Below are 23,842 nucleotides of genomic sequence, written 5' to 3'. Positions count from 1 at the left end.
CGGCGCGGACCCGGGCGGGGAGAGGCGGCAGGCCCCTCCCCGCCCACGCGCGTCTACCTCCGCCCGCTCACGCGTGTCCGCCGCCCGCCCGTACGGACCGCCGCCACGAGGGTGCCGGCCAGCAGCAGCGCCGAGGCCGCCGTCAGGACCACGCCCAGCCGGTGCAGCCCCTCGTCGGTGGCGCGTTCGCCGTAGGTCAGGCTGATGAGCAGCGCCGAGCAGATCGCCCCGGCGTACTGGGAGGTACGCAGCAGGCCCGCGGCCATGCCGATCCGGTCCGGCGGCGCCTGGCGGTACATCGCGGCCTGGTTGCCTACGATGTTGAGCCCGTTCTGCACCCCGAAGAGCGCGCTGAGCAGGCACAACGACAGGATGGACGCCCCGCCGTCGAGCGCGGGCAACCACGCGCAGCCCGCCAGCAGGGCCGCGGCGCCGGCCGGCAACATCCAGCGTGCCTGGTCGGCCCGCGCCGCCAGCCCCGAGACCACCGCCCCCACGGCCGAGGTGGGCATCAGCAGCAGCCCGGCGACCGCCGCCGTCAGCCCCCTGCCCTGCTCCAGCCACTGCGTCCAGCCGTAGAGGAAGCCGTAGGTGGCCATGAACGTCACCGCGTTGCGCAGGTACGTCACCAGGAGCGGCCGGTTGCGGGCCAGGTCGCGCAGGCTGCCGCCGCCGCCCGCGCCGTCCTGCTCGTACGGTTCGTCGCGCGGCAGCCACAACAACGCCGAGACCACCCCGGCCACGGCCATCGGCAGGTTGACCAGGAAGATCCAGCGCCAGCCGCCGAGCGCGTCGAGCAGCCCGCCGAGCGGCGGCCCGAGCACCATGCTGACCTGCCCGGCCATGGCCAGCGCGCCCATGACCGAGGCGGGGGCGGACCCGCCGGACCGCTGCGACCTGCGGCGGACCATGCTCATGGCGGCCGGGTAGGCGGCCGAGGTGCCGAGGCCGATCACCACGCGGGCGACCACGAGCAGGCCGAGGGTCGGCGCCCAGTAGCCGAGCAGCCCGCCGGCGGCGACCGTGACCAGCCCGGCCAGGTAGATCCGGCGCGGGCCGAGCCGGTCGGCCAGCCGGCCCAGCACCGGCTGGCCGATCGCCGTGGCCAGGTACAGGGCCGACACCAGCCAGGAGGTGGCGTCGGCGCCCACGCCGAAATGGTGGGCGATGGGCACGAGCGCGATGGCGATGATCGAGGAGTTGATCGGGTTCAGCAGCGAGCCGACCGAGACCGCCGTGACGAAGCGGGGGCCGAAGGACGCCTGGCCGGGCTCGCTGTCCCGCCGCGCCGGCGCGGTCACAGCTGGTACTTCTCCTCAAGCTTCTCGTAGATGTCGATCTTGTAGTCGATGGCGGCCAGGTCGTCCTTGAGCTGGGCGATGCGCTTGGCCACCTCCTCGCGGTGGGTGAGCAGGATCTGCTTGCGCTCGGCCGTCGTGCTCTCGCCCGCGCGGACGAGCTCGGCGTAGCGGCGGACGTCGGCGATGGACATCCCGGTGCCGCGCAGCCTGGTCAGGAACCTGATCCAGGCCAGATCACGCTCGGTGTAGCGGCGGTGCCCGTTGCCACCGCGCGGGGGCGTCTCCCGCATCAGGCCGGCCTTCTCGTAATAGCGCAGCGCGTGGGCGCTGAGGCCGGTCTCGGCTGCGACTTCCGCGATCGTCAGGCTCTGATCCATACGATCATTGTCGCCCTTTGAGCGCGATCAAAGTCAAGTGCGTACGGATGAATCCCGGTGAATGCGGCCCCGGACTTGACGGAATGGGACCGGCTACCTCCATACGGCCCGGTCCGCGCCCGGTCGCGCGTTGACGCGTTTTCCGAGCGCCGAACATGATTCACCCGTAGCGCCGGACGAAATGGTGGTGCCAATGGCGAAGAGCGAATTCGTGAGATTCCTCGGCGACCTGCGCGAGAATCCGCAAAGACGCGCTGAGTATAGCGCGAGAAATCTCAGTCAATTGTTGTTCCACGCATCCGACGAGGGCTTCCGCTTCACGGCGGAGGAGCTGGTGTCGGTGGTCGGGGCCCTGGAGATCGAGGTCATCGTCGCCAAGGACGGCCAGACCGTCGACGGCGACAGCGCGCTCTGGCGGCACATGTGGGGCGTGCGTTACCTGGACTACCTGCTCGACCACGTGGTGTCCAGGTTCGGCGAGGAGGAGCTGCGCGGGTTCGCGGCCGACGAGAGGCGGCCGGTGTCATGAGCGGGACGAACCTGATCGCGTTCCTGCGCCTGGCGGGCTCGCGTCCCGACGTGCTGGAGTCGCTGCGGGCCAAGAGCAAGGCGGAGGTCGTCGCCGCCGCGGCCGAGCACGGGCTGCCGTTCACCGAGGCCGACTTCAACGGCGTGGTGTGGGAGCTGGAGGAGCGCCTGGCCGACCTGCGCGGCGACACCTTCGACTCCACCTTCCCGCTCTGGCGGACGATGTGGGGCCAGCACTATCTGGAGTTCCTGGTCGGCGACCTGCTGCCCGCCCTGGAGCGGGCCCGGCTGCTGGAGCCGTCGTGAGCGCCTACGACTACATCGTGGTGGGCGCGGGCAGCGCCGGGTGCGTCGTGGCCAGGCGGCTGCTGGACGCGCTGGGCTGCCGGGTGCTGCTGCTGGAGGCCGGCGGGCCGGACGCGGCCGAGTGCGTGCACCGGACCGACATCCCGTCCATGACCTCGATGTGGGGCTCGCCGGAGTTCGTGTGGGACTACGCGACCACGCCGCAGCCGGAGCTCGGCGGCCGGGTCGTGCCCATCCCACAGGGCCGCCTCCTGGGCGGCGGCAGCTCGGTCAACGCCATGATGTACGTGCGGGGCAACCGCCGCGACTTCGACGGCTGGGCCGCGCTCGGCAACGACGGCTGGTCCTACGACGAGGTGCTGCCCTACTTCAGGCGCTCGGAGGACTACCCGGGCGGCTCGCAGGAGTACCGGGGCAGCGGCGGCCCGCTGAAGGTGGTCGACTACGGCTCGCCGTCGGACGCCTCGCGCGCCTTCGTCCGGGCGGCGATCGCCCGCGGGCGCGCCGACGGCACCGGCGACTACAACGGGCCGCGGCAGGAGGGGCTGGCCTTCTTCTACCAGTCCACGCGGGACAAGGACGGCCGCCGGTCCAGCGCGTCCGAGGCGTTCCTGGCCCCGGTGCTGGGCGAGCCCGGCCTCACGCTGGAGACCGGCGCCGTGGTCACCCGCCTGACCGTCGAGGGCGGCCGGGCCGGCGGCGTGGAGTACGTCAAGGACGGGCGTACGCACCGGGCCGTGGCCGAGCAGGAGGTCATCGTGGCCTGCGGCGCGCTGGCCTCGCCGGCGCTGCTGCTGCGCTCGGGGCTCGGCCCGGCCGCGCACCTGCGCGAGCACGGCGTCGAGGTGGTCGCCGACCTGCCGGGCGTGGGCGGCAACCTCCAGGACCACGTGCTGTTCGGCGTGGGGTACGAGAGCCTGCGCGAGCTGCCCTTCCCCGAGCTGCTGTCCGAGGCGGGGCTGTTCACCAACGTCCTGGGCGGCGACGCCCCGGACCTGCAGTTCTTCTTCGGCCCGGTGCAGTTCATCGACGACCGGTACAAGACGGACGGCCCGGGGTTCACCTTCGCGCCGATCCTGCTGCAACCCCGGAGCAGAGGCGAGGTACGGCTGCGCCCCGGCGACCCGCTGCGCCCGCTCATCGACCCGCACTACCTGGAGGCCGCCGCCGACCTGCGGCTGCTGACCGAGGCCATCGTCCTGGCCAGGGAGCTGGTCTCGGACGCGGCCTTCGACTCCCTGCGCGGCCGGGAGCTGGCCCCCGGGCCTGATGTCACGAGCCCGGCCGGCCTGGCCGACTACGTGCGGGCCAGCGCCTCGACCGTGTGGCACCCGGCCGGCACCTGCCGGATGGGCCGCGACGGCGAGGCGGTCGTCGAGCCGGACCTGCGGGTCCGCGGCGTGGACGGGCTGCGCGTCGCCGACGCCTCCGTCATGCCGGTCATCACCCGGGGCAACACCAACGCGGCCACGATCATGATCGCCGAACGGGCCGCCGACCTGATCACCGCATCGGCACGGAGGTGAGCTGAGATGACACAGACCGTCGACTTCGTCGTCGTGGGCGGCGGCACGGCCGGATCGGTCGTGGCCGCCCGGCTGAGCGAGCTGCCGGGGGCCCGCGTCCTGGTCCTGGAGGCGGGCGACACGAAGATCACCGACGCGGTCGTGGACCCCAGCCGGTGGAACGAGGTGCTGCTGACCGAGCTGGACTGGGCGTACATGAGCGAGCCCCAGCCGGGGCTCGGCGGGCGCCAGGTCTACTCGGCGGCGGGCCGCGGCCTGGGCGGCACCTCGAACGTCTACCACATGATCCACACGCGCGGCCGTCCGGCGGACTTCGACGCCTGGGCCTACGACGGCTGCCCCGGCTGGTCCTTCGCCGACGTCCTGCCCTACTTCCGGCGTATGGAGGGGCAGCGGGACGCCACCAACCCCACGGCCGGCCACGAGGGCCCGATCAAGATCGTCAACGCCAGGGACATGGGCAACCCGGTCTCGCAGACGTTCGTCGAGGCCTGCGTGGAGCTGGGTTACCCGCAGGTCGAGGACTTCAACGCCGACAGCTTCGGCGTGAGCTGGCACCACGTGGACATCGACGTGGACAAGGGCACCCGCTGCGGCGTGCGTGCCGCCTACCTGGAGCCGGCGCTGGAGCGCATCGGCGTCGAGGTGGGCGCGCTGGCCACCCGGCTGCTGTTCGAGGGCGAGCGCTGCGTGGGCGTGGAGTACCTGAAGGACGGCGAGCTGCGCACGGTCAGGGCCGAGCACGAGGTGATCGTCTGCGCGGGCGCGATCCAGTCGCCCAAACTGCTGCAGCTGTCCGGGATCGGCAAGGCCGGGTCGCTGGCCGCGCTCGGCATCCCGGTGGTCGCCGACCTGCCCGGCGTGGGCGCCAACTTCCACGACCACCCGCTGGTCATCGGCCCGATCGGGTACATGGACAAGGCGGCGCCCGACCCGCGCGGCCAGGTGACCGAGGTCGGGCTGTTCTGGGGGTCGGAGCCGGGGCTGCCGGTGCCCGACATGGAGATCTGCCTGGTGCACCGGGCGCCGTTCGGCGACCAGTTCTTCGCCAACGTCATCAAGCGGGTGGAGACCGGGCAGCCGCTCACTCCGGTGCGCGAGCTGGTCGACCCGAAGATCGTGCTCACCCTGCCGGGGCTGGTCCGCCCGCTGTCACGCGGCAGCGTACGGCTGGCCGGCACCGACCCGACGGCCTACCCGCGGGTCAGCGCGAACTACTTCGGCGAGCGCTCGGACCTGGAGCGAACGGTGACGATGGTCGAGATCGCCCGCGACATCTACGCCAGCTCGGCCTTCCGGCGCGACTGGGGGCTGACCGAGGTCGCGCCCGGCCCCGACGTACGCACCCGCGAGCAGCTCAGCGCCTGGGTGACGGAGAACGTCGGCTCGTACTACCACTTCGCCGGCTCCTGCAAGATGGGCTCCGACAGCCTCGCGGTGGTGGACACCCGGCTGCGGGTCCGCGGCGTCGAGGGGCTCCGCGTCGCCGACGCCTCGATCATGCCGACGATCGTCTCGGCCAACCCCCACACCACGACCGTGATGATCGGCGAGCGCGCGGCCGAGTTCGTCGCGGCGGACTTCGTCCCGGCCCGACAGGAGGCTACGCGATGATCCACCAGTTCATCTTCGGCGCTCCCAAGCCCGGCTTCACCGCCCAGCAGTTCCAGGACTACTGGGTCAACGTGCACGCGGTGAAGTTCGCCAGCAAGATCAAGCAGATCAGGCAGTACCTGGTCGACACCCGTATCCCGTTCGACGGCGACGTGGGCCGGCCGGCGCTGCCGCACCAGGGCATCGCCGAGATCTGGCTGCGCAACGCCGAGGAGCAGCTCGCCTCGCTGCAGAGCGAGGAGTTCCTCCAGGGCGCCCGGCTGGACGAGCCGAACTGGGCGGCGTTCTGGTCGACGATCGTGGTCGACACCGTCGCCCACGAGCTGGTGCCCGGCCCCAAGCCCCGGCCCGAGAGCTGGGTGAAGGTCACCACGCTGATCAAGCGGCGCCCCGGCCTGCCGCTGGACACCTACCGCAAGCAGTCCCTGGAGTCCTACGCCGCCGCGGTGGCCGGGCTGCCGGGCCTGCGCAGGCACCTGCACTGCCACACCGTGGACGGCGCGTACACCTTCGGCGAGGCCGGCTTCGACGGCGTGGACCAGCTCTGGTTCGACGACGTGGACGCGCTGCGCGCCGCGCTGTCCTCGGCCCACCACGCCCGCCGGGTCAAGCCGGAGCTGGAGGCGATCGCCGACCCGGCCCACGTGTTCTCGATGACCTGCAAGGAAAACTGGATCATCCCTGGGGAGTTGGTATGACCAAGCGCGTTCTCGTGATCCTCTCGGAGTTCGGCTACTGGGGGGAGGAGCTCGTCGGCCCGCTGTCGGCCTTCGACGAGCGCGGCTACGACGTCGTGTTCGCCACGCCGACCGGCAAGCAGCCGCACGCCCTGCCGCCCAGCATGGACCCCGACTACGTCGACCCGCCGCTCGGCCGCTCGGTCACCACGCCCGAGGTGGCCAAGCTGACCCGCGACCTGGACGAGTCCGGCCGCCTGGCCAACCCGCTGAACCTGTCGGCGTGGGCGCCCGAGCGCCCGTACACCAGCAGCCCCGACTACCTGCGCCGGCTGGAGTCCTACCACCGGGCGGTCGCCAAGCTGGAGGCCGAGCTGGTGCCCTACGACGCCGTGCTGATCGTCGGCGGCAGCGGGCCGATCGTGGACCTGGCCAACAACGAGCGGGTGCACGAGATCGTGCTCGCGTTCGCCCGGGCGGGCAAGCCGGTGGCGGCCGAGTGCTACGGCGTGGCCTGCCTGGCCTTCGCCCGTGACTGGGAGGACCGCAAGAGCATCATCTGGGGCAAGCGCGTCACCGGTCACTGCAAGGAGTACGACTACAAGGACGGCACCGGGTTCCTCGGCGTGCCCGACTTCAACATGGGGCCGCCGCCGTACCCGCTGGAGTACATCCTGCGGGACGCCACCGGGCCCGAGGGGCGCTACATCGGCAACTTCGGCAGGGAGACCTCGGTCATCGTGGACTTCCCGTTCGTCACCGGCCGTTCCACGCCCGACTCGTTCCTGACCGGGCAGAAGATCGTCGAAGTGCTCGAGGGCGGCCTGCGCCGCTTCGGCTGGTGATGGCGGGCCATGGCCAGGGACGGCAACACCGCGATCATCGAGCAGTTCCTCAGCGACGGCATCACGTACATGTTCGGCAACCCGGGGACGGTCGAGCAGGGCTTCCTCGACGCGCTTGAGGGGTTCGAGGACTTCCACTACATCCTCACCCTCCAGGAGACGGTGGCGGCCGGCATCGCCGACGGCTACGCCCGCGCCACGGGCGGCCCGGCGCTCCTGCAGCTCCACAGCGGCGTGGGGCTGGGCAACGCGATCGGCATGCTGTACCAGGCCAAGCGGGGGCACTCCCCGCTGGTCGTCGTCGCCGGTGAGGCCGGCGTCGGCTACGACGCGATGGACGCCCAGATGGCCGCCGATCTCGTGGCCATGGCCCGGCCCGTCACCAAGCACGCCATGCGCGTGATCGACCCGGGCTCGGTGCTGCGGGTGCTGCGGCGGGCGGTGAAGATGGCGATGACGCCGCCGCGCGGCCCGGTGTTCGTGGCGCTCCCGCTCGACGTGCTGGACCAGCCCAACCACGAGCCGGTCCAGCCGTCGCTGGTGCCGCACACCGCCGTGCTGCCCGCCCCCGAGCTGGTACGCCAGGCCGCCGGGCTGCTGTCCGGCGCCCGCTCCCCGATCATCCTGGCCGGCGACGGCGTGTCGGTCTCCGGCGCGCAGGCGGAGCTGACCCGGGTGGCCGAGCAGCTCGGCGCCGACGTGTGGGGCGTGGAGTTCTCCGAGGCGAACATGGACGGCCGCCACCCGCTCTTCCGGGGCCAGCTCGGCCACATGTTCGGCCAGGTCAGCGCGGACGCGGTCAAGGACGCCGACGCCGTGCTGGTGGTGGGCACGTACCTGTTCCCCGAGGTGTTCCCGTCGCTGACCAGCCCGTTCGGCAAGGACGCCCGGATCGTGCACATCGATCTGGACTCGTACGAGATCGCCAAGAACCATCCGGTCACGCTGGGCCTGGTGGCCGACCCCCGGCTCACGCTGGCCGCGCTGTCGGCCGAGCTGGAGGGCACGATGGGCCGGGCCGGCAAGCAGGCGGCCGCGGCGCGGCTGGCCCGGCGGACGGCCGAGCCGCCGCGCCCGGCGCCGGCCGAGGACTCCATCCTCAACACGTTCATGCGCGAGCTGGCCGCGCGGGCCCCCGACGATGTGATCGTCTTCGACGAGGGGCTGACCGCCTCCGGCGTGATCGGCGCGTACTTCCCGCCGCGCGGGCCGGGCAGCTGGTTCCTGACCCGCGGCGGCTCGCTCGGCGTGGGCATCCCGGGGGCGATCGGCGCCAAGCTCGCCCACCCGGACCGTACGGTGATCGGCTTCACCGGCGACGGCGGCAGCATGTACACCTTCCAGGCCCTGGCCACCGCCGTCCGGTACGACATCGCCGCCAAGTTCGTGATCTGCAACAACCACAGCTACCGGCTGCTGGACAACAACATCGAGGAGTACTGGCGCGGCCGGGGCATCCCCGGTCACCGTTTCCCTCGGTCGTTCGACCTCTCCTACCCCGACCTCCAGTTCACCGACCTGGCCAGGGGCTGCGGCGTGGACGGGCTGCGGGTGGAGAAGGCCGACCAGATCGAGGAGGCCGTCGAGCGGCTGCTCGGCCACGACGGCCCCTTCCTCATCGACCTCGTCACCGAACCCGGGAGACCATTGTGAGCGGCATCGAGCCACGGGCCGGCGCGGCGCTGAGCGGCCGCAAGATCGCCGTCCTGATGGAGAGCGACTACGTCGAGCCGGAGATCTTCTACTACGAGCGGCGCTTCGCCGAGGCCGGCGCCGAGGTGCACTTCATGACGCGCCTGTGGGGGCAGCAGTCGATCACCTTCACCGGCCACGAGTGGCGGGTGCCGTTCACCGTGGACCGCGGGTTCGAGGGGATCAGCGACCGCGAGCTGCGCTCCTACGCGGCGGTGATCGTGCCCTCGGGCATCGTCTCGGACCGGCTGCGCTACACCGACGACGTCAACCGGCTGGCGCCGGCGACGGCGTTCGTGCGGCGCGCGCTGGAGGAGCCGTCGATCATCACGGGCGTGATCTGCCACGGCCTGTGGCTGATGGCGGCCGCTCCCGAGACGATGCGCGGGCGCAAGGTCGTGGCGCACAACAACCTCGTGGGCGACGTCCGCAACATGGGCGCCGAGTACGTGGACCAGGACGTGGTCATCGACGGCAACCTCATCACCGGGCGCAGCGTGTACCACTGCCATCTGTTCGCCCACACCATCATCGGCCAGCTCGCCGAGACGTTGTAGGAGCCCCAATGAACTTCACCTTCATGGACACCGTGGCCGGGCGGGTCGAACGGTTCGACGCCGGCTCCGGCTCCTTCCGGCTGGCGACCATCGACGGCCGCACGTTCGAGGTGCGCCTGGACGGCGAGGTCTCGGCCGAGCTGCTGCGCAACCTGGGCGAGCCGTACGTGGACGCGGGCGACCACCTGCGCGACATGCTCACCCCGGGCCGCCACCTGTTCGCCTACGGCATCTTCTACCCCGAGGGCGCCGAGCCGGTCTTCTCCGCCAAGCGCCTGATCTTCCTGGGCCGCGGCTCCGGCGAGTACCGCTTCGAGCAGCCCGACTGGTGGATCAACCAGCTCGACGAGATCGCCGCGTTCTACCGGCGCGCCCAGTTCGGGCAGGGGCCGGTGGACTTCCGCGACTACCGGACGATCCTGCGCCTGGGCGGCGACAAGACCGCCAGCCACGTACAGGAGACCGACACGATCTCGCGCCTGGTCTACGGCATGGCCTCGGCGTACATGCTGACCGGCGACGACGCCTACCTGGAGGTGGCCGAGCGGGGCACCCGCTACCTGCGCGAGCACATGCGCTTCGTGGACCCCGAGAACGACGTCGTGTACTGGTACCACGGCATCAAGGTCGAGGGCGAGCACGAGAAGAAGTTGTTCACCTCGGAGTTCGGCGACGACTACGACGCCATCCCGATGTACGAGCAGATCTACGCCCTGGCCGGCCCGACCCAGACCTACCGGGTGACCGGCGACAAGCGCATCGCCTCCGACGTGGACGCCACGCTGCGGCTGTTCGAGAAGTTCTTCCGCGACCACCGGCGCGGCGGCTACTACTCGCACGTCGACCCGATCCTGCTCAACCCGCACCACGACTCGCTCGGGCCGAACCAGTCGCGCAAGAACTGGAACTCCGTCGGCGACCACGCCCCGGCCTACCTGATCAACTACTACCTGGCCACCGGCGACGAGCGCCACCTGGAGATGCTGGAGCGCACGTTCGACACCATCGTCGAGCACTTCCCCGAGCCGTCGAGCCCGTTCGTCAACGAGCGTTTCCACGACGACTGGAGCCACGACCTGGCCCACAGCTGGCAGCAGGACCGCGCGGTCGTCGGGCACAACCTGAAGATCGCCTGGAACCTCATGCGCATGCACGGCGTCCGCCCCAAGGACGCCTACCAGGAGCTGGCCGAGCACCTGGCCCGCACGATGCCCGCGATCGGCAGCGACCAGCAGCGCGGCGGCTGGTACGACGTCGTCGAGCGGCACCTGGCCGAGGGCCAGGAGTGGTACCGCTTCGCCTGGCACGACCGCAAGGCGTGGTGGCAGCAGGAGCAGGCGATCCTGGCGTACCTGATCATCGCCGGGGAGCTGGGCGGCGCCGACCATCTGGAGCAGGCGCGCCAGGCGGCCGGGTTCTACAACGCCTTCTTCCTCGACCACGACGAGGGCGCGGTCTACTTCAACGTGCTGGCCAACGGCCTGCCGTACCTGCTCGGGACCGAGCGGTTCAAGGGCAGCCACTCGATGAGCATGTACCACTCCTCCGAGCTGTGCTTCCTGGCGACCGTCTACACGCGGCTGCTGGTCACGCGGCAGCCGCTCACGCTGCACTTCAAGCCGGGCCCCGACGCCGAGCGCATCCTGCGCGTCGCGCCCGACCTGCTGCCGCCCGGGCGGGTGCTGCTCACCGAGGCCGAGGTGGACGGCAAGCCGTACGAGGTGCTGGACCCGGTGGCGATGACCGTGGAGCTGCCGGTCTCGTCGGAGGCCCTGCGCGTCAAGGTGACGCTGACGCCGGTGCAGGAGTGAGCGTGCCGACCATGGAGATCACGACGGACACGATCGGCCCGGTCACCGTGATCGGGCTCACCGGCCAGCTCGACAGCAGGTCGGCGCCGGCCGCGCAGGAGCGCATCCTGTCGCTGCTGCCGGACAGCCGGCCGGTGCTGCTCGACCTGACCGGCGTCAGCTACCTGTCCAGCGCGGGCCTGCGCACGATGTTGCTGGTCTACCGGCGGGCGCGGACCGTGGACAGCTTCATCGCCCTGGTCGGCCTGTCGGCCGAGCTGCGCGGGGTGATGGCGGCGACCGGGTTCCTGCGTTTCTTCATCGTCGCCGACTGCGTGGCGGACGGGCTGGAGATCGTCCGCGCCGCCGAACCCAGGGAGGAGGCCACGTGAGCGTCGAGACGCAGGGCGTGCCCGGCAGGATCGACTCCTTCCCGACGGCCGAGCTGGCCGGGTTCGGGGTGCGGGCGGGCCATCCGATGCCGTTCGGCGCCACGCTGGTGCCCGGCGGGGTGAACTTCTCGGTCTACTCCAGCGGCGCGAGCGCGGTCTCGCTCGTGCTGTTCCGGCACGGCGAGCGGGAGCCGTTCGCCGAGCTGCCCTTCCCCGGTGAGTACCGGATCGGCGGCGTGTGGGCCATGACCGTGTTCGGCCTCGACCACGAGGGCGTCGAGTACGGCTACCGCGTCACCGGCCCGGAGAACCCGGCCCCCGGCGACCGGTTCGACCCGGCCAAGATCCTGGCCGACCCGTACGCCACGGCCATGTCGGGCCGGGACGTGTGGGGCGCCGAGGTGGACTGGGACGATCCCTACCCGTACCGGTCGGTGCTGGCGGCCGGCGACTTCGACTGGGAGGACGACCGGCCGCTGCGGATCGCGCCGGAGGACCTGGTCGTCTACGAGCTGCACGTACGCGGCTTCACCGCCGACCCGTCCTCGGGGGTGGCGGCGCCGGGCACGTACGCGGGGCTGATCGAGAAGATCCCGTACCTGAAGGAGCTCGGCGTCAACTGCGTGGAGCTGATGCCGGTCTTCGAGTTCGACGAGTTCGACATGAGCCGCGTCAACCCGGTCACCGGCGAGCGCCTGTACAACTTCTGGGGCTACTCGACGCTGGGCTTCTTCGCGCCCAAGGCCGGCTACGCGGCCACCGGCAGGTACGGGATGCAGGCCGACGAGTTCAAGAACCTGGTCAAGGAGCTGCACCGGGCCGGGATCGCGGTGGTGCTGGACGTGGTCTTCAACCACACGGCCGAGGGCAACGAGAACGGCCCCACGATCCACTTCCGCGGCCTGGACAACGGCACGTACTACATGCTCACGCCGGAGGGCTACTACTACAACTTCAGCGGCACCGGGAACACCTTCAACTGCAACCACCCGGTGGTGCGCGACTACGTGCTCGACTGCCTGCGTTACTGGGCCGGCGAGTACCACATCGACGGCTTCCGCTTCGACCTGGCGGCGATCCTCGACCGCGGCCAGGACGGCGCGCCGCTGGCCAACCCGCCGCTGATCGAGACGCTGGCGCACGACCCGCTGCTGCGCGACTGCCTGCTGATCGCCGAGGCGTGGGACGCCGGCGGCCTCTACCAGGTGGGCTCCTTCCCGGGATACCAGCGCTGGTCGGAGTGGAACGGCCGCTACCGCGACGCGCTGCGCCGCTTCCTGAAGGGCGACCCGGGCTCGGCCGGCGAGCTGGCCACCCGGCTGGTCGGCTCCCCCGACCTGTACGCCTCCCGCGGCACGCTCGCCTCGGTCAACTTCGTCACCTGCCACGACGGGTTCACGCTGGCGGACCTGTTCGCGTACGACGGCAAGCACAACGAGGCCAACGGCGAGGACAACCGCGACGGCAACGACGACAACCTGAGCTGGAACTGCGGCGCGGAGGGCCCGACCGACGACCCGGAGGTGCTGGCGCTGCGCGGGCGGCAGGCCAGGAACGCGCTGCTGCTGCTCCTGCTCAGCCAGGGCATCCCGATGATCCTGGCCGGCGACGAGGTCGGCCGCGGCCAGCAGGGCAACAACAACGCCTACTGCCACGACGGGCCGCTGTCGTGGTTCGACTGGAGCCTGGCCGGGCAGAACGGCGACCTGCTGCGCTTCGTCCGCGAGTGCGTGGCCTTCCGCGCGGCGCACCCGTTGGTGCGCGACCGCCGCCACCCGTGCGGCGACGAGGGCGCCGGCGGGCTGCCGCAGGTGTCCTGGCACGGCGAGCGGGCCGGCGAGCCCGACTGGTCGGAGGGCAGCGCGCTGGTGGCGATGCTGCGCAGCGGCACGGCGGCCGGCGGCGGCCCCGAGCACCTCTACCTGGCCGCCAACGCCCACTGGGAGGCGCGGGAGCTGGAGCTGCCCGACCTGCCGGACGGCGCGGTGTGGCACCTGTTCGCCGACACCGGCGCCGCCGCCCCCGATGACGTCCACACACCGGGCCAGGAGCCGCCGCTGGCCGACCAGCGGCGGATCGTCGTCGGCCCGCGGGCCGCGGTCGCGCTGGTCGGCCGCGCCCATCCCTGAAATCCATGGAGGAGAACCCATGTCGTTCAACGCGATCCTGACCCACGACGGCAGCACCGCCCTGATCAAGCTGGAGGGCGAGCTGGACGCCCTGACCGCCGAGACCTTCAGGAGGGAGGTGGAGCGCGCGGCCGAGGCCGCCGCCGAGCTGCTGGTGCTGGAGATGTCCGAGCTCAGCTACATGTCCTCGGCGGGGCTGCGCGGCCTGGTGTTCGCCCGGCAGAAGCTGGCCGACGACGTGCGCATCGTCCTGGTGGGCGCCAACGACGCCATCGAGCAGACCATCCGGCTGGTCGGCTTCCACCACAGCGTGGACTTCAGCGATGCGATCCCCGAATAGGCAGGCGATGGACCGGATCAGTCTGCCCGCCGAACCCGAGGCGCTGGACGAACTGGTGGACTACGTGCAGACGCTGAGCGCGATGGGCGGCCTGACCCGTACCCGCGCCCACTGGCTGCGGCTGGCCGCCGAGGAGCTCATCGTCAACATCATCACCCACGGCCATCGTGACCGGCCGGGCGAGGTGGAGCTGACCGGCGGGGTGGAGCCGGGGCGGGTGTGGCTGCGCCTGGTCGACTCGGCCCCGCCGTTCGACCCGACCGCCTACGAGGCCGTTCCCGACCTGGAACGGCCGCTGGGCGAGCGCGAGCCGGGCGGGCTGGGTGTCTACCTGGCCCGTACGGTCGCCGACCAGATCCGCTACGAGTACGTCTCGGGTCGTAACCAGACGACCATCATCATGAACCGCGTCTAGGAGGTACGGATGGATGCGGAGGTGACCCTCGTCGTCAGTGGCCCATCACCAGCAGCGGAAGAGCTGTGCCTGCTGCTGGCCGCCGACGGCGCTCCCGTGGCCAGGCGCACCCCCGAACAACTGCTGGCCGAGGCGCCTCCGCCCACCGGTCTGCTGCTGGTGAACGCGAGCCTCGACGTGGAGGTCGTGCGCGAGGTGACGCGGGTCGTCCAGGCCGGCGCGCGGCCTCCGGTGGTGGTCGCGTTCACCGACGGCGACCTGCGCCAGCTCGAACCGCATGTGCTGGCCGGCCTGGACTACATCGTCCCGCCCTTCGTCCCGGAGCTGCTGCACCGCAGGCTGCGGGCGGGACAGGTGTTCGGCCGTTTTCCCGGCGCCGAGGAGGAGGCGCTGCTGAAGTACGAGCGGGAGCTGCAGATCGGGCGGGAGATCCAGGCGGGCTTCCTGCCCGACGCGCTGCCCGCCCGCGCCGGGTGGCAGCTCACCGTCCGGTTCCAGCCGGCCAGGGAGGTCGCGGGGGACTTCTACGACGCCCTGGAGCTGCTCGGCGGGGCGCGGATCGGGCTGGTCGTGGCCGACGTGTGCGACAAGGGCGTCGGCGCCGCCCTGTTCATGGCCTTGATCAGGACCCTGCTGCGGCACACCGCCGCCCACGTGGAGACCGGCGACGCCGTCGCCGACTCCGACGACACCGCGCCGCTGCTGCGCGCGGTGATCGCGACCAACGACTACCTGACCGCCAACCACCTGCGCCAGGGCTACTTCGCCACGCTGTTCTTCGGCGTGCTCGACCCGGTCACCGGCGCGCTCATCTACATCAACTGCGGGCACAACCCGCCCATCATCCGCCACGCGGGCGGCGGCCACACCCTGCTGCCTCCCACCGGACCGGCGCTGGGGCTGGTGCCCGACTCCGTCTTCGAGGTCGGCAGGGCCCACCTGGACCAGGGGGACCTGCTGTTCGCCTACACCGACGGCGTGCCCGAGGCCAGGGACGAGTCCGGCCGCTTCTTCAGCGAGGAGCTCATGCTGACCCTCGTCTCGCAGCCCGCCAGCGGGGCGGACGACCTGCTGGACAGGCTCGAACGGGAGATCAGCGCGCACATCGGGTCCGCCGAGCAGTTCGACGACATCACCATGATCGCCCTACGTAGGACACCCACGGGGAAGTACGGACAATGAACGAGATCGCTGGAATCGCACTGGCGGGCGGACAGGGCCTGCGGGCCCGGCCGCTCACCCTGGAGGCCCCCGGCCACCTGCGGAGCAAGGCCACGGTCTGCTTCGCCGGACGGCCGGTCATCGAATGGCAGATCATGGCCCTGCGCGACCAGGGGGTCAGCGACTTCTATCTGATCGCCAACGGCCGGGAGAACCGCTACCAGGCCAAGGACGTCCTGGGGCACGGCGAGGGGCTGGACGTGCGGGTGCGCTACTCGCGGCCCCGGATGGACTGGACCAACACCGGCTCCGGCGAGGCGACGCTGAGCAGCCTGGACTACTGGGAGCTGGACGGGCTGGCGCTGGTCTTCCCGACCGACTCGCTGTTCGAGTTCGACCTGGCCGAGCTGGTACGCCGCCACCGGGACAGCGACGCGGTCGTCACCGTGGCCGTGGTCGAGCGACCGGCCGAGGACGTCGCGGGCAAGTACGGCACCATGCTCACCGACGCCTCCGGCCGGATCCGGCGTTTCGTGGAGAAGCCGCCACTGGCCGAGGTGCACGCCCTGGCCGCCGACCCGGCCCGGGTGCCGGTCAACGCCGGGCTCTACCTGATCGACTGCGGGCGGCTGCGGAAGCTGGCCGGGGAGCCGGCGCTGGCGGCGCTGGCCCGCCACCGGCTCGACTGGGGGCACGACCTGCTCCCGTGGCTGGTGGAGGCGGGACACCGGGTCGGCATCGCGCCCATCGCCAAGCTGGGCGACCTGGGCAACCCGCGCGACTACCTCGACACGCTCACCGACGCGCTGAGCGGCGGCTACCCGCACGTGCTCAAGGGCATGCGGCCGGCGTACCCGGGCAACGTGCGCATCCACGAGTCGTCGTTGCGGCAGCGGGACGCGACGTCGGGGATGACGCTGGCCGAGAAGATCAGCGCGGGGCTGGTCAGGATCGGGCCGAACGTGCACATCGGCCGGGACGTCGAGATCGGCCCGGGCGTGGTCGTCTCCGACTCCGCGATCGGCGACGGCGTGGACCTGCACACCGGGTGCCGCCTGCAGCGGGTGGCCTGCCTGGACGGGGCGATCATCGGGCCGTGGGCGCGGCTCACCGACACCCACGTCGGGACGATGGCCACGGTGGAGTCGTTCGTGGACTGCGTGACCGTGCTGAGCGGCTACAGCGCGCTGGGCAACGAAGTGACGGTGCAGGCCGGGGTGCGGTTGTCCGGGGTGACGGTGTACCCGGGGCTGACCGTGCCGGCGCACTGCGAGGCCGCCGCCGGCACCTCGCTCAAGACCATCGCCGACCTTCAGGACGCGTGAGACATGACTGAGACGCTGGTGTTGACCGAGATCTCCGAGATCGCCGCGGGCCGCGTGCCCATCGTGGGCGTACGGCCCGTCGTCGCGGGCGGCCGCCGGCCCGCGCACGCGGTGCCGGGTGAGCCGTTCGAGGTGTCGGCGACGCTGTTCCGGGAGGGGCACGGCGTGGTGGGCGCGAACGTCGTGCTCACCGACCCCGACGGCAAGCAGGCCGCGTGGATCCCGATGGCGGCCCTGTCGGCCGGCTCCGACCGGTACGCGGCCGAGGTGTCGGCGCACCGGGAGGGCGAGTGGACCTTCCGGGTGGAGGCGTGGAGCGACCCGGTCGCGACCTGGCTGCACGTGGCGGAGGTGAAGATCCCGGCCGCGATGGACGTGGCCGTGACGATGGAGGCCGGCGCCCGCCTGCTGACCAGGGCCGCCGCCCAGCCCGAGGTGCCGCCCGCCGACGCCCGGCTGCTGCGCGTGGCCGCCGCGACGCTGCGCGACGGCGAACTGGAGCCCGAGGCGCGGCTGGCGATCGCGCTGGCCGAGCCGGTGTTGCGGACGCTGGCCCGCCGGCCGCTGCGCGACCACGTGACGGCCGGGGAGGAGCTGCCGCTGCTGGTGGAGCGCGAGCGGGCGCTGCACGGCGCCTGGTACGAGTTCTTCCCCCGTTCCGAGGGCGCGGTGATCGACCCCACCGGCTGTCACCCGCCGCGCTCGGGCACCTTCCGCACCGCGGCCGAACGCCTGCCCGCCGTCGCCGCGATGGGCTTCGACGTGGTCTACCTGCCGCCGATCCACCCCATCGGCCGGACCAACCGCAAAGGGCCGGGCAACTCGCCGATCGCCGGGCCGCACGACCCCGGCTCGCCGTGGGCGATCGGCTCGGCCGCCGGCGGGCACGACGCCGTCCACCCCGACCTCGGGACGATCGAGGACTTCGACGCCTTCGTGGCCAGGGCCGGCGAGCTGGGCCTGGAGGTGGCGCTGGACTTCGCCCTGCAGTGCTCGCCCGACCACCCGTGGGTACGGGAGCACCCGCGGTGGTTCGAGCACCGCCCCGACGGCAGCATCGCCTACGCCGAGAACCCGCCCAAGAAGTACCAGGACATCTACCCCATCTGCTTCGACGCCGACCCCGGCGGCGTGCTGGCCGAGTCGCTGCGGGTGTTGCGGCACTGGATGAGCCACGGGGTGCGGATCTTCCGTGTGGACAACCCGCACACCAAGCCGGTCTTCTTCTGGGAACGCCTGATCGCCGAGATCAACCGCACCGACCCGGACGTGGTGTTCCTGGCCGAGGCGTTCACCCGCCCGGCCATCATGCACACGCTGGCCGCCGTCGGCTTCCAGCAGTCCTACACCTACTTCACCTGGCGCAACGCCAAGCCGGAGCTGGAGAGCTACCTGGGCGAGCTGGCCGGGGAGGCGGCGGCGTACATGCGGCCGAACCTGTTCGTCAACACGCCCGACATCCTGCACGCCTACCTTCAGGAGGGCGGGCCGGCCGCCTTCCGGGTGCGGGCCGCGCTGGCCGCGACGGCCTCGCCCACGTGGGGCGTGTACGCCGGGTTCGAGCTGTGCGAAGGCGAGCCGGCCGCGCCCGGCAGCGAGGAGTACAAGGACTCGGAGAAGTACCAGTACCGGCCGCGTGACTGGTCGGCGGGCGGCACGCTGGCGCCCTTCCTGACCACACTGAACCGGATCAGGCGCCGCCATCCGGCGCTGCGCCTGCTGCGCAACCTGCGTTTCCACCACGCCGACGACGAGGCCGTGCTCTGCTTCTCCAAGCAGGCCGGCGAGGACACCGTGATCGTGGTGGTCAACCTCGACCCGCACCGCCCGCGGCAGGCCACGGTGACGCTCGACCTGCCCGACCTCGGCCCCTCCTTCCGGGTGCGCGACGAGCTGACCGGCGAGGTCTACCAGTGGGGGGCGCGCAACTACGTGCGGCTGGACCCGTCGTGGCAGCCCGCCCACATCCTGACGGTGGAGGGGTGATGGGCGTTCTGGCCGGGGACGTCCCGTCCGCGCTGGGCGAGCTGGACCTGCACCTCATCGGCGAGGGCAGGCACGAGCAGCTGTGGCGGGCGCTGGGCGGGCGGACCCGTACCGTGGGGGGCGTGGCGGGCGTCTCGTTCGCGGTGTGGGCGCCGGGGGCGCGGGAGGTGCGCCTGGTGGGCGACCTCAACGGCTGGGACGGCGCGGGGCATGCTCTGCGCCGGGTGCCCGGCGGCGGGCTGTGGGAGCTGTTCGTGCCGGGGGCCGGCGACGGCTGCCGGTACATGTACGAGATCACCGGGTCGGACGGCCGTACCCTGCGCAAGGCCGACCCGCTGGCGCTGGCGGCCGAGCACCCGCCGCGTACGGCGTCGGTGGTGTTCACCTCCCGGCACCGCTGGCGCGACGGCGCGTGGCTGGCGGCGCGCGGCGAGGGCCCGGCCCGCGAGGCGCCGATGAGCGTGTACGAGCTGCACCTCGGCTCCTGGCGGCGCGGCCTGACCTACCGCGACCTGGCCGAACAGCTTCCCGGGTACGTGCGCGGCATGGGCTTCACCCACGTGGAGCTGATGCCGGTGGCCGAGCACCCCTTCGGCGGCTCGTGGGGCTACCAGATCTCCTCCTACTACGCGCCGAGTTCCCGCTACGGCACCCCGGACGACTTCCGCGCCCTGGTCGAGGCGCTGCACCTGGCCGGGATCGGGGTGATTCTGGACTGGGTGCCGGCGCACTTCCCCCGGGACGACTGGGCGCTGGCCCGCTTCGACGGCGGCCCGCTGTACGAGCACCCCGACCCGCTGCGCGGCGAGCATCCCGACTGGGGCACCCTCACCTTCGACCTGGGCCGCGCCGAGGTGCGCAACTTCCTCATCGCCAACGCGCTGTACTGGTGCGAGGAGTTCCACGTCGACGCCCTGCGCGTGGACGCCGTCGCCTCGATGCTCTACCTGGACTACTCGCGCCCGGAGGGCTCCTGGCGGCCCAACGCCCACGGCGGCAGGGAGCACCTGGAGGCGATCTCGTTCCTGCGGGAGCTGAACGACACCGTGCACCGGCGCTGCCCCGGCGTGCTGACGATCGCCGAGGAGTCCACCGCGTGGGAGGGGGTGACCCGGCCGCCGGCCGCCGGGGGGCTGGGGTTCGACTTCAAGTGGAACATGGGCTGGATGCACGACACGCTCGGCTACATGCGGCAGGACCCGGTGCACCGGCGGCACCACCACCACGCGCTGACGTTCGGGCTGACGTACGCGTACGCGGAGGACTTCCTGCTGCCTCTCAGCCATGACGAGCTGGTGCACGGCAAGGGCTCGCTGGCCGGCAAGATGCCGGGCGACGACTGGCAGCGGCTGGCGAACCTGCGCGCGTACCTGGCCTTCATGTGGGCGCATCCGGGCAAGAAGCTGCTGTTCATGGGCCAGGAGTTCGCGCAGGAGAGCGAGTGGTCCCACGATCGCGAGCTGGACTGGGCGCTGCTGCGCGACCCCCGGCACAAGGGTGTGCGCGACCTGGTCAGGGACCTGAACCGGCACTACGCCGCCACTCCCGCCCTGTGGCGGCTGGACTGCTCCCCGGACGGCTTCACCTGGATCGACGCCGACGACGCCGACTCCAACGTCTACTCCTTCGTGCGCCGGGACCGGTGGGGGGCGCCGCTGGTGTGCGTGAGCAACCTGTCGCCGGTGCCGCGCCACGGGCACCGGCTCGCGCTCCCCTCCGGCGGGCGCTGGCAGGAGGTGCTCAACACCGACGCCGCCTGCTACGGCGGAGGGAACCTGGGCAACCTGGGCACGGTCACCGGCGGGTACGGCGTCGCCGAGGTGCTGCTGCCGCCGCTGGCGACGCTCTGGCTGGCCCCCGCGGAGGAGGTGTCAGAGCGTCAGCAGTGAGGCGGCCATGGCCTTGTTCACCGCGTCGAGGCGGGAGGTGGCGTCGAGCTTGGTGAAGATGTTGCGCAGGTGACGCTTGACGGTGCCCTCGGCGATCATCAGCCGGGTGCCGATCTGGGCGTTGCTGAGGCCCTGGGCGGCCAGGGACAACACGCTCAGCTCCCGCTCGGACAGTTTGCCGGCGCGCGGCCGCCGGGACATCATCAGGCTCTCGCGCGAGACCGACAGGACCACCCGCTCGGCGTCGGCGCACACGCCGCGGATGGCCTGCACCAGTTCCTCCCGCCCGACGCTCTTGAGGAGGTAGCCGCGCACACCGTGGGCGATGAGCTCCTGCACGAGCACCGGATCGTCGTACATGCTCAGCACGATGACGCGGGAGCGGGGCGAGACCCGGTGGATGTGCTTGGTGGTGCGTACGACGCCGTCGCCGGGCATCTCGACGTCGAGCACCACGACGTCCGGCCGCAGCGCCTCGGCCGACGTCACCGTCGCGCGCGCGTCCCCCGCGGTGGCGACGACACAGAGGTCGGGCTCCAGCTCCAGCGTCTGCTTGAGCGTCTCCCGCAGGATCGTGTGGTCGTCGGCGATCAGGACGTCAATGCTGCCTTCTCTTCGCATCCGCTGTTTCCTTCGGCCGCTCTTCCCGGACCGCCCGGACGGAGGCACGGAAGACGACCTCGGTGCCCTTCCCGGGGGTGCTCTCGATGGTCACCAGGCCGCCCAGAGCGACCGCTCGCTCGCGCATTGAGGTCAGGCCGTTCCCATGTTTCGCACGCCAGCCCGAGAAACCCCGGCCATTGTCCCGCACTATCGCCGTGATCCGGTCGTGGGCCACCTTGACGCATACTTCGAGCAGATCGGCACCGGCATGGGAGATACTGTTGGTAATGGCTTCGCGCAATATCAGGAATAACTCGTCCCGAATACGGCCGGGTAAGTCGTCGACATCGCCGATAAGGGTTATCCGATATGCGAGCCGCGGGTCCACAATGGTTGTCATGAGCCGCTGGAGAGCTCGTTCCATTCCCGGCCAATGGGCGTGAACACGCAGGTCGGATATGACGTCACGGATTTCCTGGTGTGCTCTGAGGAGGGCCGCCTTCGCCTCCTTGATGTGCACAGGGAAACCGGCTCCGCCGCGTGCGTGACCAATTTCGGCGAGCTCCAGCTGCCGGCTCGCCACACTGATCTCATGCCCCACCCGGTCATGCAGATCACGCGCGATACGCCGCCATTCCCGTTCGTCGCCGTCGGCCGCCGGAGGCGCGAACAATGCCGCCGGGGCCTGCGCCGTACCGGCCCTGAGGCGGGCGACGATCAGGTCGAGTATCTCTTCCGCCAACTCCGCGCATCCTTCCGGAACGGCCCCGGAAGTTGATTCTTCAATTTCGCCGCACAGCTGTGCCAAGATCGCCGCCTTATGAGCCTCGATCCGCTCGGCTATCACAACCGTGGGCTGGATGTTGCACTGCACTGGTCATCCCCCGTAGTGTGTGTCGCCTTACTCTGTCACCGGCGCAGATCCCCGCATCATATGATCACATGATTCCGGCGGACGCAAGAGTGCACTCGAGGACCGGCATGGCCTCGAGCCATTAACCGCACACCTGACTCGCGCCCGGTGTGATGCAATACCGGGATATCGATGAGTACGCCGAGGATGCCTCCCGGAGTACTCCCCTTTAATACTCCCGGGCAGCTCCGCTACCACCTTGGTGTTACTCTCTTGTGCGAACCAAAACTTAACTGCGATCCTGACCGCGTTCGCCATTACGGATCTTCTCTAATGCAGGTGAGGGGCGGTCATGAGAGAACTCGCGGTGAACGAACGCGAAGAGTTCGCGGAATTCTTCGGAACAATATTCGGCTCGCTGCCGCGCTCCGACCAACGTAGCGCGGCTGAATCATACGTCCTCGGGCTGCTGCACGCGGGCGGCCGCAAGTCCATCCAGCGTATCGCCGACGAGGTGGGCGGACCGCACAACGGCCAGTCGCTGCAGCAGTTCGTCAACCAGAGCCGCTGGGACCCGCGGCCGGTCCGCCGTACCGTCGCCGACGTGTTGTCGGCCTGCGCGCCGCCGGCCGCGTGGCTGGTGGAGGAAGTGGCCTTCGCCAAGCACGGCCGCTGGTCGGCGGGCGTCGAGCGGCAGTACGTACGCGGGCTCGGCCGTACGGTGAACTGCCAGATGGGGGCGGCGGTGCTGATGACGACCGGCGAGGCGGCCGTGCCGGTCAACTGGCGGCTGTGCCTGCCGAAGTCGTGGGAGGCCGACCACGACCGGCGCACCAAGGCGCACGTGCCCGACCAGGAGCGCCACCGGTCCTTCGGCGAGCACGTGATCGACCTGGTGGACGACCTGACGCTCGACTGGGGCACCCCCGTCGCGCCGCTGGTGGCCGACCTCACCCACGTCCGGGGTGTCGCCGACCTGCTGCGCGGCCTGGAGGACCGCGGCCTCGACTACGTGGTCGAGGTGGACCCCCGCCACCGGGTCAGGGCCTCGATGAGCGTGGTGCGCGGCGGCGGGCCGCGGGGCCGGGTGCCCCTGGCCGAGGCGGCGCAGGCCGCGGCCGGGCTGGAGCGGCGCACGGTGGCCTGGTGGGAGGGGCCGCGGGGGCGGTCGCTGCGCTCCCAGTTCGTCACCCTGCCGGTCGCCGACGAGCAGGCGCGCTCGCGCCGCCTGCTCGTGGAGTGGCCACTCGGCCGGCCCCGCCCGCGGGCGTTCTGGCTGACGAACATGTCCGTGCCGGCGCAGGAGCTGGTCGCGCTGGCCAAGACGCGGTGGCGGGCGGCCCACGCCATCGGCGAGCTGGCCGGGGGCTTCGGGCTGTTCGACTACGAGGGCCGTTCCTTCCACGGCTGGCACCACCACGTCACCCTGGCCTCGGCCGCCTACGCCTTCGACGTGCGCTGGCGGCTGGCCGCCGGCGACGAGGCCGCGCTGCTGCCGGCCTGAGCAACCGTACGACGCACGAGGAGTCACACCGC

General features: G+C 71.4%; 22 protein-coding genes. 18 read left to right on the top strand and 4 right to left on the bottom strand.

Annotation, left to right across the window (positions count from 1 at the left end):
* Positions 1-53: 53 nt before the first annotated feature.
* Positions 54-1,301, bottom strand: a complete 1,248-nt coding sequence (locus tag IEZ27_RS30550) for an MFS transporter (protein WP_189650407.1) — start codon at positions 1,299-1,301, stop codon at positions 54-56.
* On the bottom strand, positions 1,298-1,678 hold the full coding sequence (locus tag IEZ27_RS30545; protein WP_125638074.1) for a MerR family transcriptional regulator: 381 nt from the start codon (positions 1,676-1,678) through the stop codon (positions 1,298-1,300). The genes IEZ27_RS30550 and IEZ27_RS30545 overlap by 4 nt, the downstream gene beginning before the upstream one ends.
* A gap of 283 nt (positions 1,679-1,961) precedes the next feature.
* Here IEZ27_RS30545 and IEZ27_RS30540 point away from each other — a divergent pair, with 283 nt between their 5' ends.
* The 17 genes from IEZ27_RS30540 to glgB are packed head-to-tail and all read left to right on the top strand — an operon-like array spanning position 1,962 to position 20,850.
* Complete coding sequence (locus IEZ27_RS30540) at positions 1,962-2,207, top strand: hypothetical protein (protein WP_221762374.1); 246 nt, start codon at positions 1,962-1,964, stop codon at positions 2,205-2,207.
* Positions 2,204-2,512 (top strand): Nif11 family protein, encoded by a 309-nt coding sequence (locus IEZ27_RS30535; RefSeq protein WP_125638072.1) that lies wholly within the window; start codon positions 2,204-2,206, stop codon positions 2,510-2,512. The genes IEZ27_RS30540 and IEZ27_RS30535 overlap by 4 nt, the downstream gene beginning before the upstream one ends.
* Positions 2,509-4,038, top strand: a complete 1,530-nt coding sequence (locus tag IEZ27_RS30530; RefSeq protein WP_189650406.1) for a GMC family oxidoreductase — start codon at positions 2,509-2,511, stop codon at positions 4,036-4,038. Before IEZ27_RS30535 ends, IEZ27_RS30530 begins: the two co-directional genes overlap by 4 nt.
* Positions 4,039-4,044: 6 nt before the next feature.
* Positions 4,045-5,652 (top strand): GMC family oxidoreductase, encoded by a 1,608-nt coding sequence (locus tag IEZ27_RS30525; RefSeq protein ID WP_189650405.1) that lies wholly within the window; start codon positions 4,045-4,047, stop codon positions 5,650-5,652.
* Positions 5,649-6,350 carry an EthD domain-containing protein gene (locus tag IEZ27_RS30520; RefSeq protein ID WP_125638069.1) on the top strand — a complete coding sequence of 234 codons (702 nt, stop codon included), beginning with the start codon at positions 5,649-5,651 and terminating at the stop codon, positions 6,348-6,350. Before IEZ27_RS30525 ends, IEZ27_RS30520 begins: the two co-directional genes overlap by 4 nt.
* Positions 6,347-7,174 carry a type 1 glutamine amidotransferase domain-containing protein gene (locus tag IEZ27_RS30515; RefSeq protein WP_125638068.1) on the top strand — a complete coding sequence of 276 codons (828 nt, stop codon included), beginning with the start codon at positions 6,347-6,349 and terminating at the stop codon, positions 7,172-7,174. Before IEZ27_RS30520 ends, IEZ27_RS30515 begins: the two co-directional genes overlap by 4 nt.
* 9 nt (positions 7,175-7,183) lie before the next feature.
* Positions 7,184-8,827 carry a thiamine pyrophosphate-binding protein gene (locus IEZ27_RS30510; protein ID WP_189650404.1) on the top strand — a complete coding sequence of 548 codons (1,644 nt, stop codon included), beginning with the start codon at positions 7,184-7,186 and terminating at the stop codon, positions 8,825-8,827.
* Positions 8,824-9,423, top strand: a complete 600-nt coding sequence (locus IEZ27_RS30505; RefSeq protein ID WP_189650403.1) for a DJ-1/PfpI family protein — start codon at positions 8,824-8,826, stop codon at positions 9,421-9,423. Before IEZ27_RS30510 ends, IEZ27_RS30505 begins: the two co-directional genes overlap by 4 nt.
* A gap of 8 nt (positions 9,424-9,431) precedes the next feature.
* Positions 9,432-11,234, top strand: a complete 1,803-nt coding sequence (locus tag IEZ27_RS30500) for an AGE family epimerase/isomerase (RefSeq protein WP_189650402.1) — start codon at positions 9,432-9,434, stop codon at positions 11,232-11,234.
* An 11-nt stretch (positions 11,235-11,245) separates the two neighbouring features.
* Positions 11,246-11,605 (top strand): STAS domain-containing protein, encoded by a 360-nt coding sequence (locus IEZ27_RS30495; RefSeq protein WP_189650401.1) that lies wholly within the window; start codon positions 11,246-11,248, stop codon positions 11,603-11,605.
* Positions 11,602-13,734 (top strand): glycogen debranching protein GlgX, encoded by a 2,133-nt coding sequence (gene glgX, locus IEZ27_RS30490; protein WP_229824489.1) that lies wholly within the window; start codon positions 11,602-11,604, stop codon positions 13,732-13,734. The genes IEZ27_RS30495 and glgX overlap by 4 nt, the downstream gene beginning before the upstream one ends.
* 19 nt (positions 13,735-13,753) lie before the next feature.
* A complete protein-coding gene (locus tag IEZ27_RS30485; RefSeq protein ID WP_189650400.1) occupies positions 13,754-14,074 on the top strand; it encodes an STAS domain-containing protein in 321 nt (106 codons plus the stop codon).
* Positions 14,058-14,489 carry an ATP-binding protein gene (locus IEZ27_RS30480; RefSeq protein ID WP_189650399.1) on the top strand — a complete coding sequence of 144 codons (432 nt, stop codon included), beginning with the start codon at positions 14,058-14,060 and terminating at the stop codon, positions 14,487-14,489. The genes IEZ27_RS30485 and IEZ27_RS30480 overlap by 17 nt, the downstream gene beginning before the upstream one ends.
* A 9-nt stretch (positions 14,490-14,498) precedes the next feature.
* Positions 14,499-15,671: a PP2C family protein-serine/threonine phosphatase gene (locus tag IEZ27_RS30475; RefSeq protein ID WP_189650398.1), complete on the top strand. Its 1,173-nt coding sequence runs from the start codon at positions 14,499-14,501 to the stop codon at positions 15,669-15,671.
* Positions 15,668-16,975 (top strand): nucleotidyltransferase family protein, encoded by a 1,308-nt coding sequence (locus tag IEZ27_RS30470; RefSeq protein ID WP_189650397.1) that lies wholly within the window; start codon positions 15,668-15,670, stop codon positions 16,973-16,975. The genes IEZ27_RS30475 and IEZ27_RS30470 overlap by 4 nt, the downstream gene beginning before the upstream one ends.
* A gap of 3 nt (positions 16,976-16,978) precedes the next feature.
* Complete coding sequence (locus tag IEZ27_RS30465) at positions 16,979-18,961, top strand: alpha-1,4-glucan--maltose-1-phosphate maltosyltransferase (RefSeq protein WP_189650396.1); 1,983 nt, start codon at positions 16,979-16,981, stop codon at positions 18,959-18,961.
* A complete protein-coding gene (gene glgB, locus IEZ27_RS30460; RefSeq protein ID WP_189650395.1) occupies positions 18,961-20,850 on the top strand; it encodes a 1,4-alpha-glucan branching protein GlgB in 1,890 nt (629 codons plus the stop codon). Before IEZ27_RS30465 ends, glgB begins: the two co-directional genes overlap by 1 nt.
* On the opposite strand, the gene IEZ27_RS30455 is transcribed toward glgB, so the two are convergent.
* Entirely contained in the window at positions 20,833-21,471 is a 639-nt protein-coding gene (locus tag IEZ27_RS30455) for a response regulator (RefSeq protein WP_189650394.1), read from the bottom strand. The genes glgB and IEZ27_RS30455 overlap by 18 nt on opposite strands.
* Positions 21,449-22,327, bottom strand: a complete 879-nt coding sequence (locus IEZ27_RS30450; protein WP_189650393.1) for a sensor histidine kinase — start codon at positions 22,325-22,327, stop codon at positions 21,449-21,451. The genes IEZ27_RS30455 and IEZ27_RS30450 overlap by 23 nt, the downstream gene beginning before the upstream one ends.
* Positions 22,328-22,658: 331 nt before the next feature.
* On the opposite strand from IEZ27_RS30450, the gene IEZ27_RS30445 reads away from it, so the two are divergent.
* Complete coding sequence (locus IEZ27_RS30445; RefSeq protein WP_189650392.1) at positions 22,659-23,810, top strand: IS701 family transposase; 1,152 nt, start codon at positions 22,659-22,661, stop codon at positions 23,808-23,810.
* Positions 23,811-23,842 lie beyond the last annotated feature (32 nt).

It is taken from the genome of Nonomuraea spiralis, assembly GCF_014648435.1.
Classification (GTDB): Bacteria; Actinomycetota; Actinomycetes; order Streptosporangiales; family Streptosporangiaceae; genus Nonomuraea; species Nonomuraea spiralis.
The sequence above is the reverse complement of the archived record's forward strand: the minus strand, read 5'-3'. Positions and strand labels throughout refer to the sequence as shown.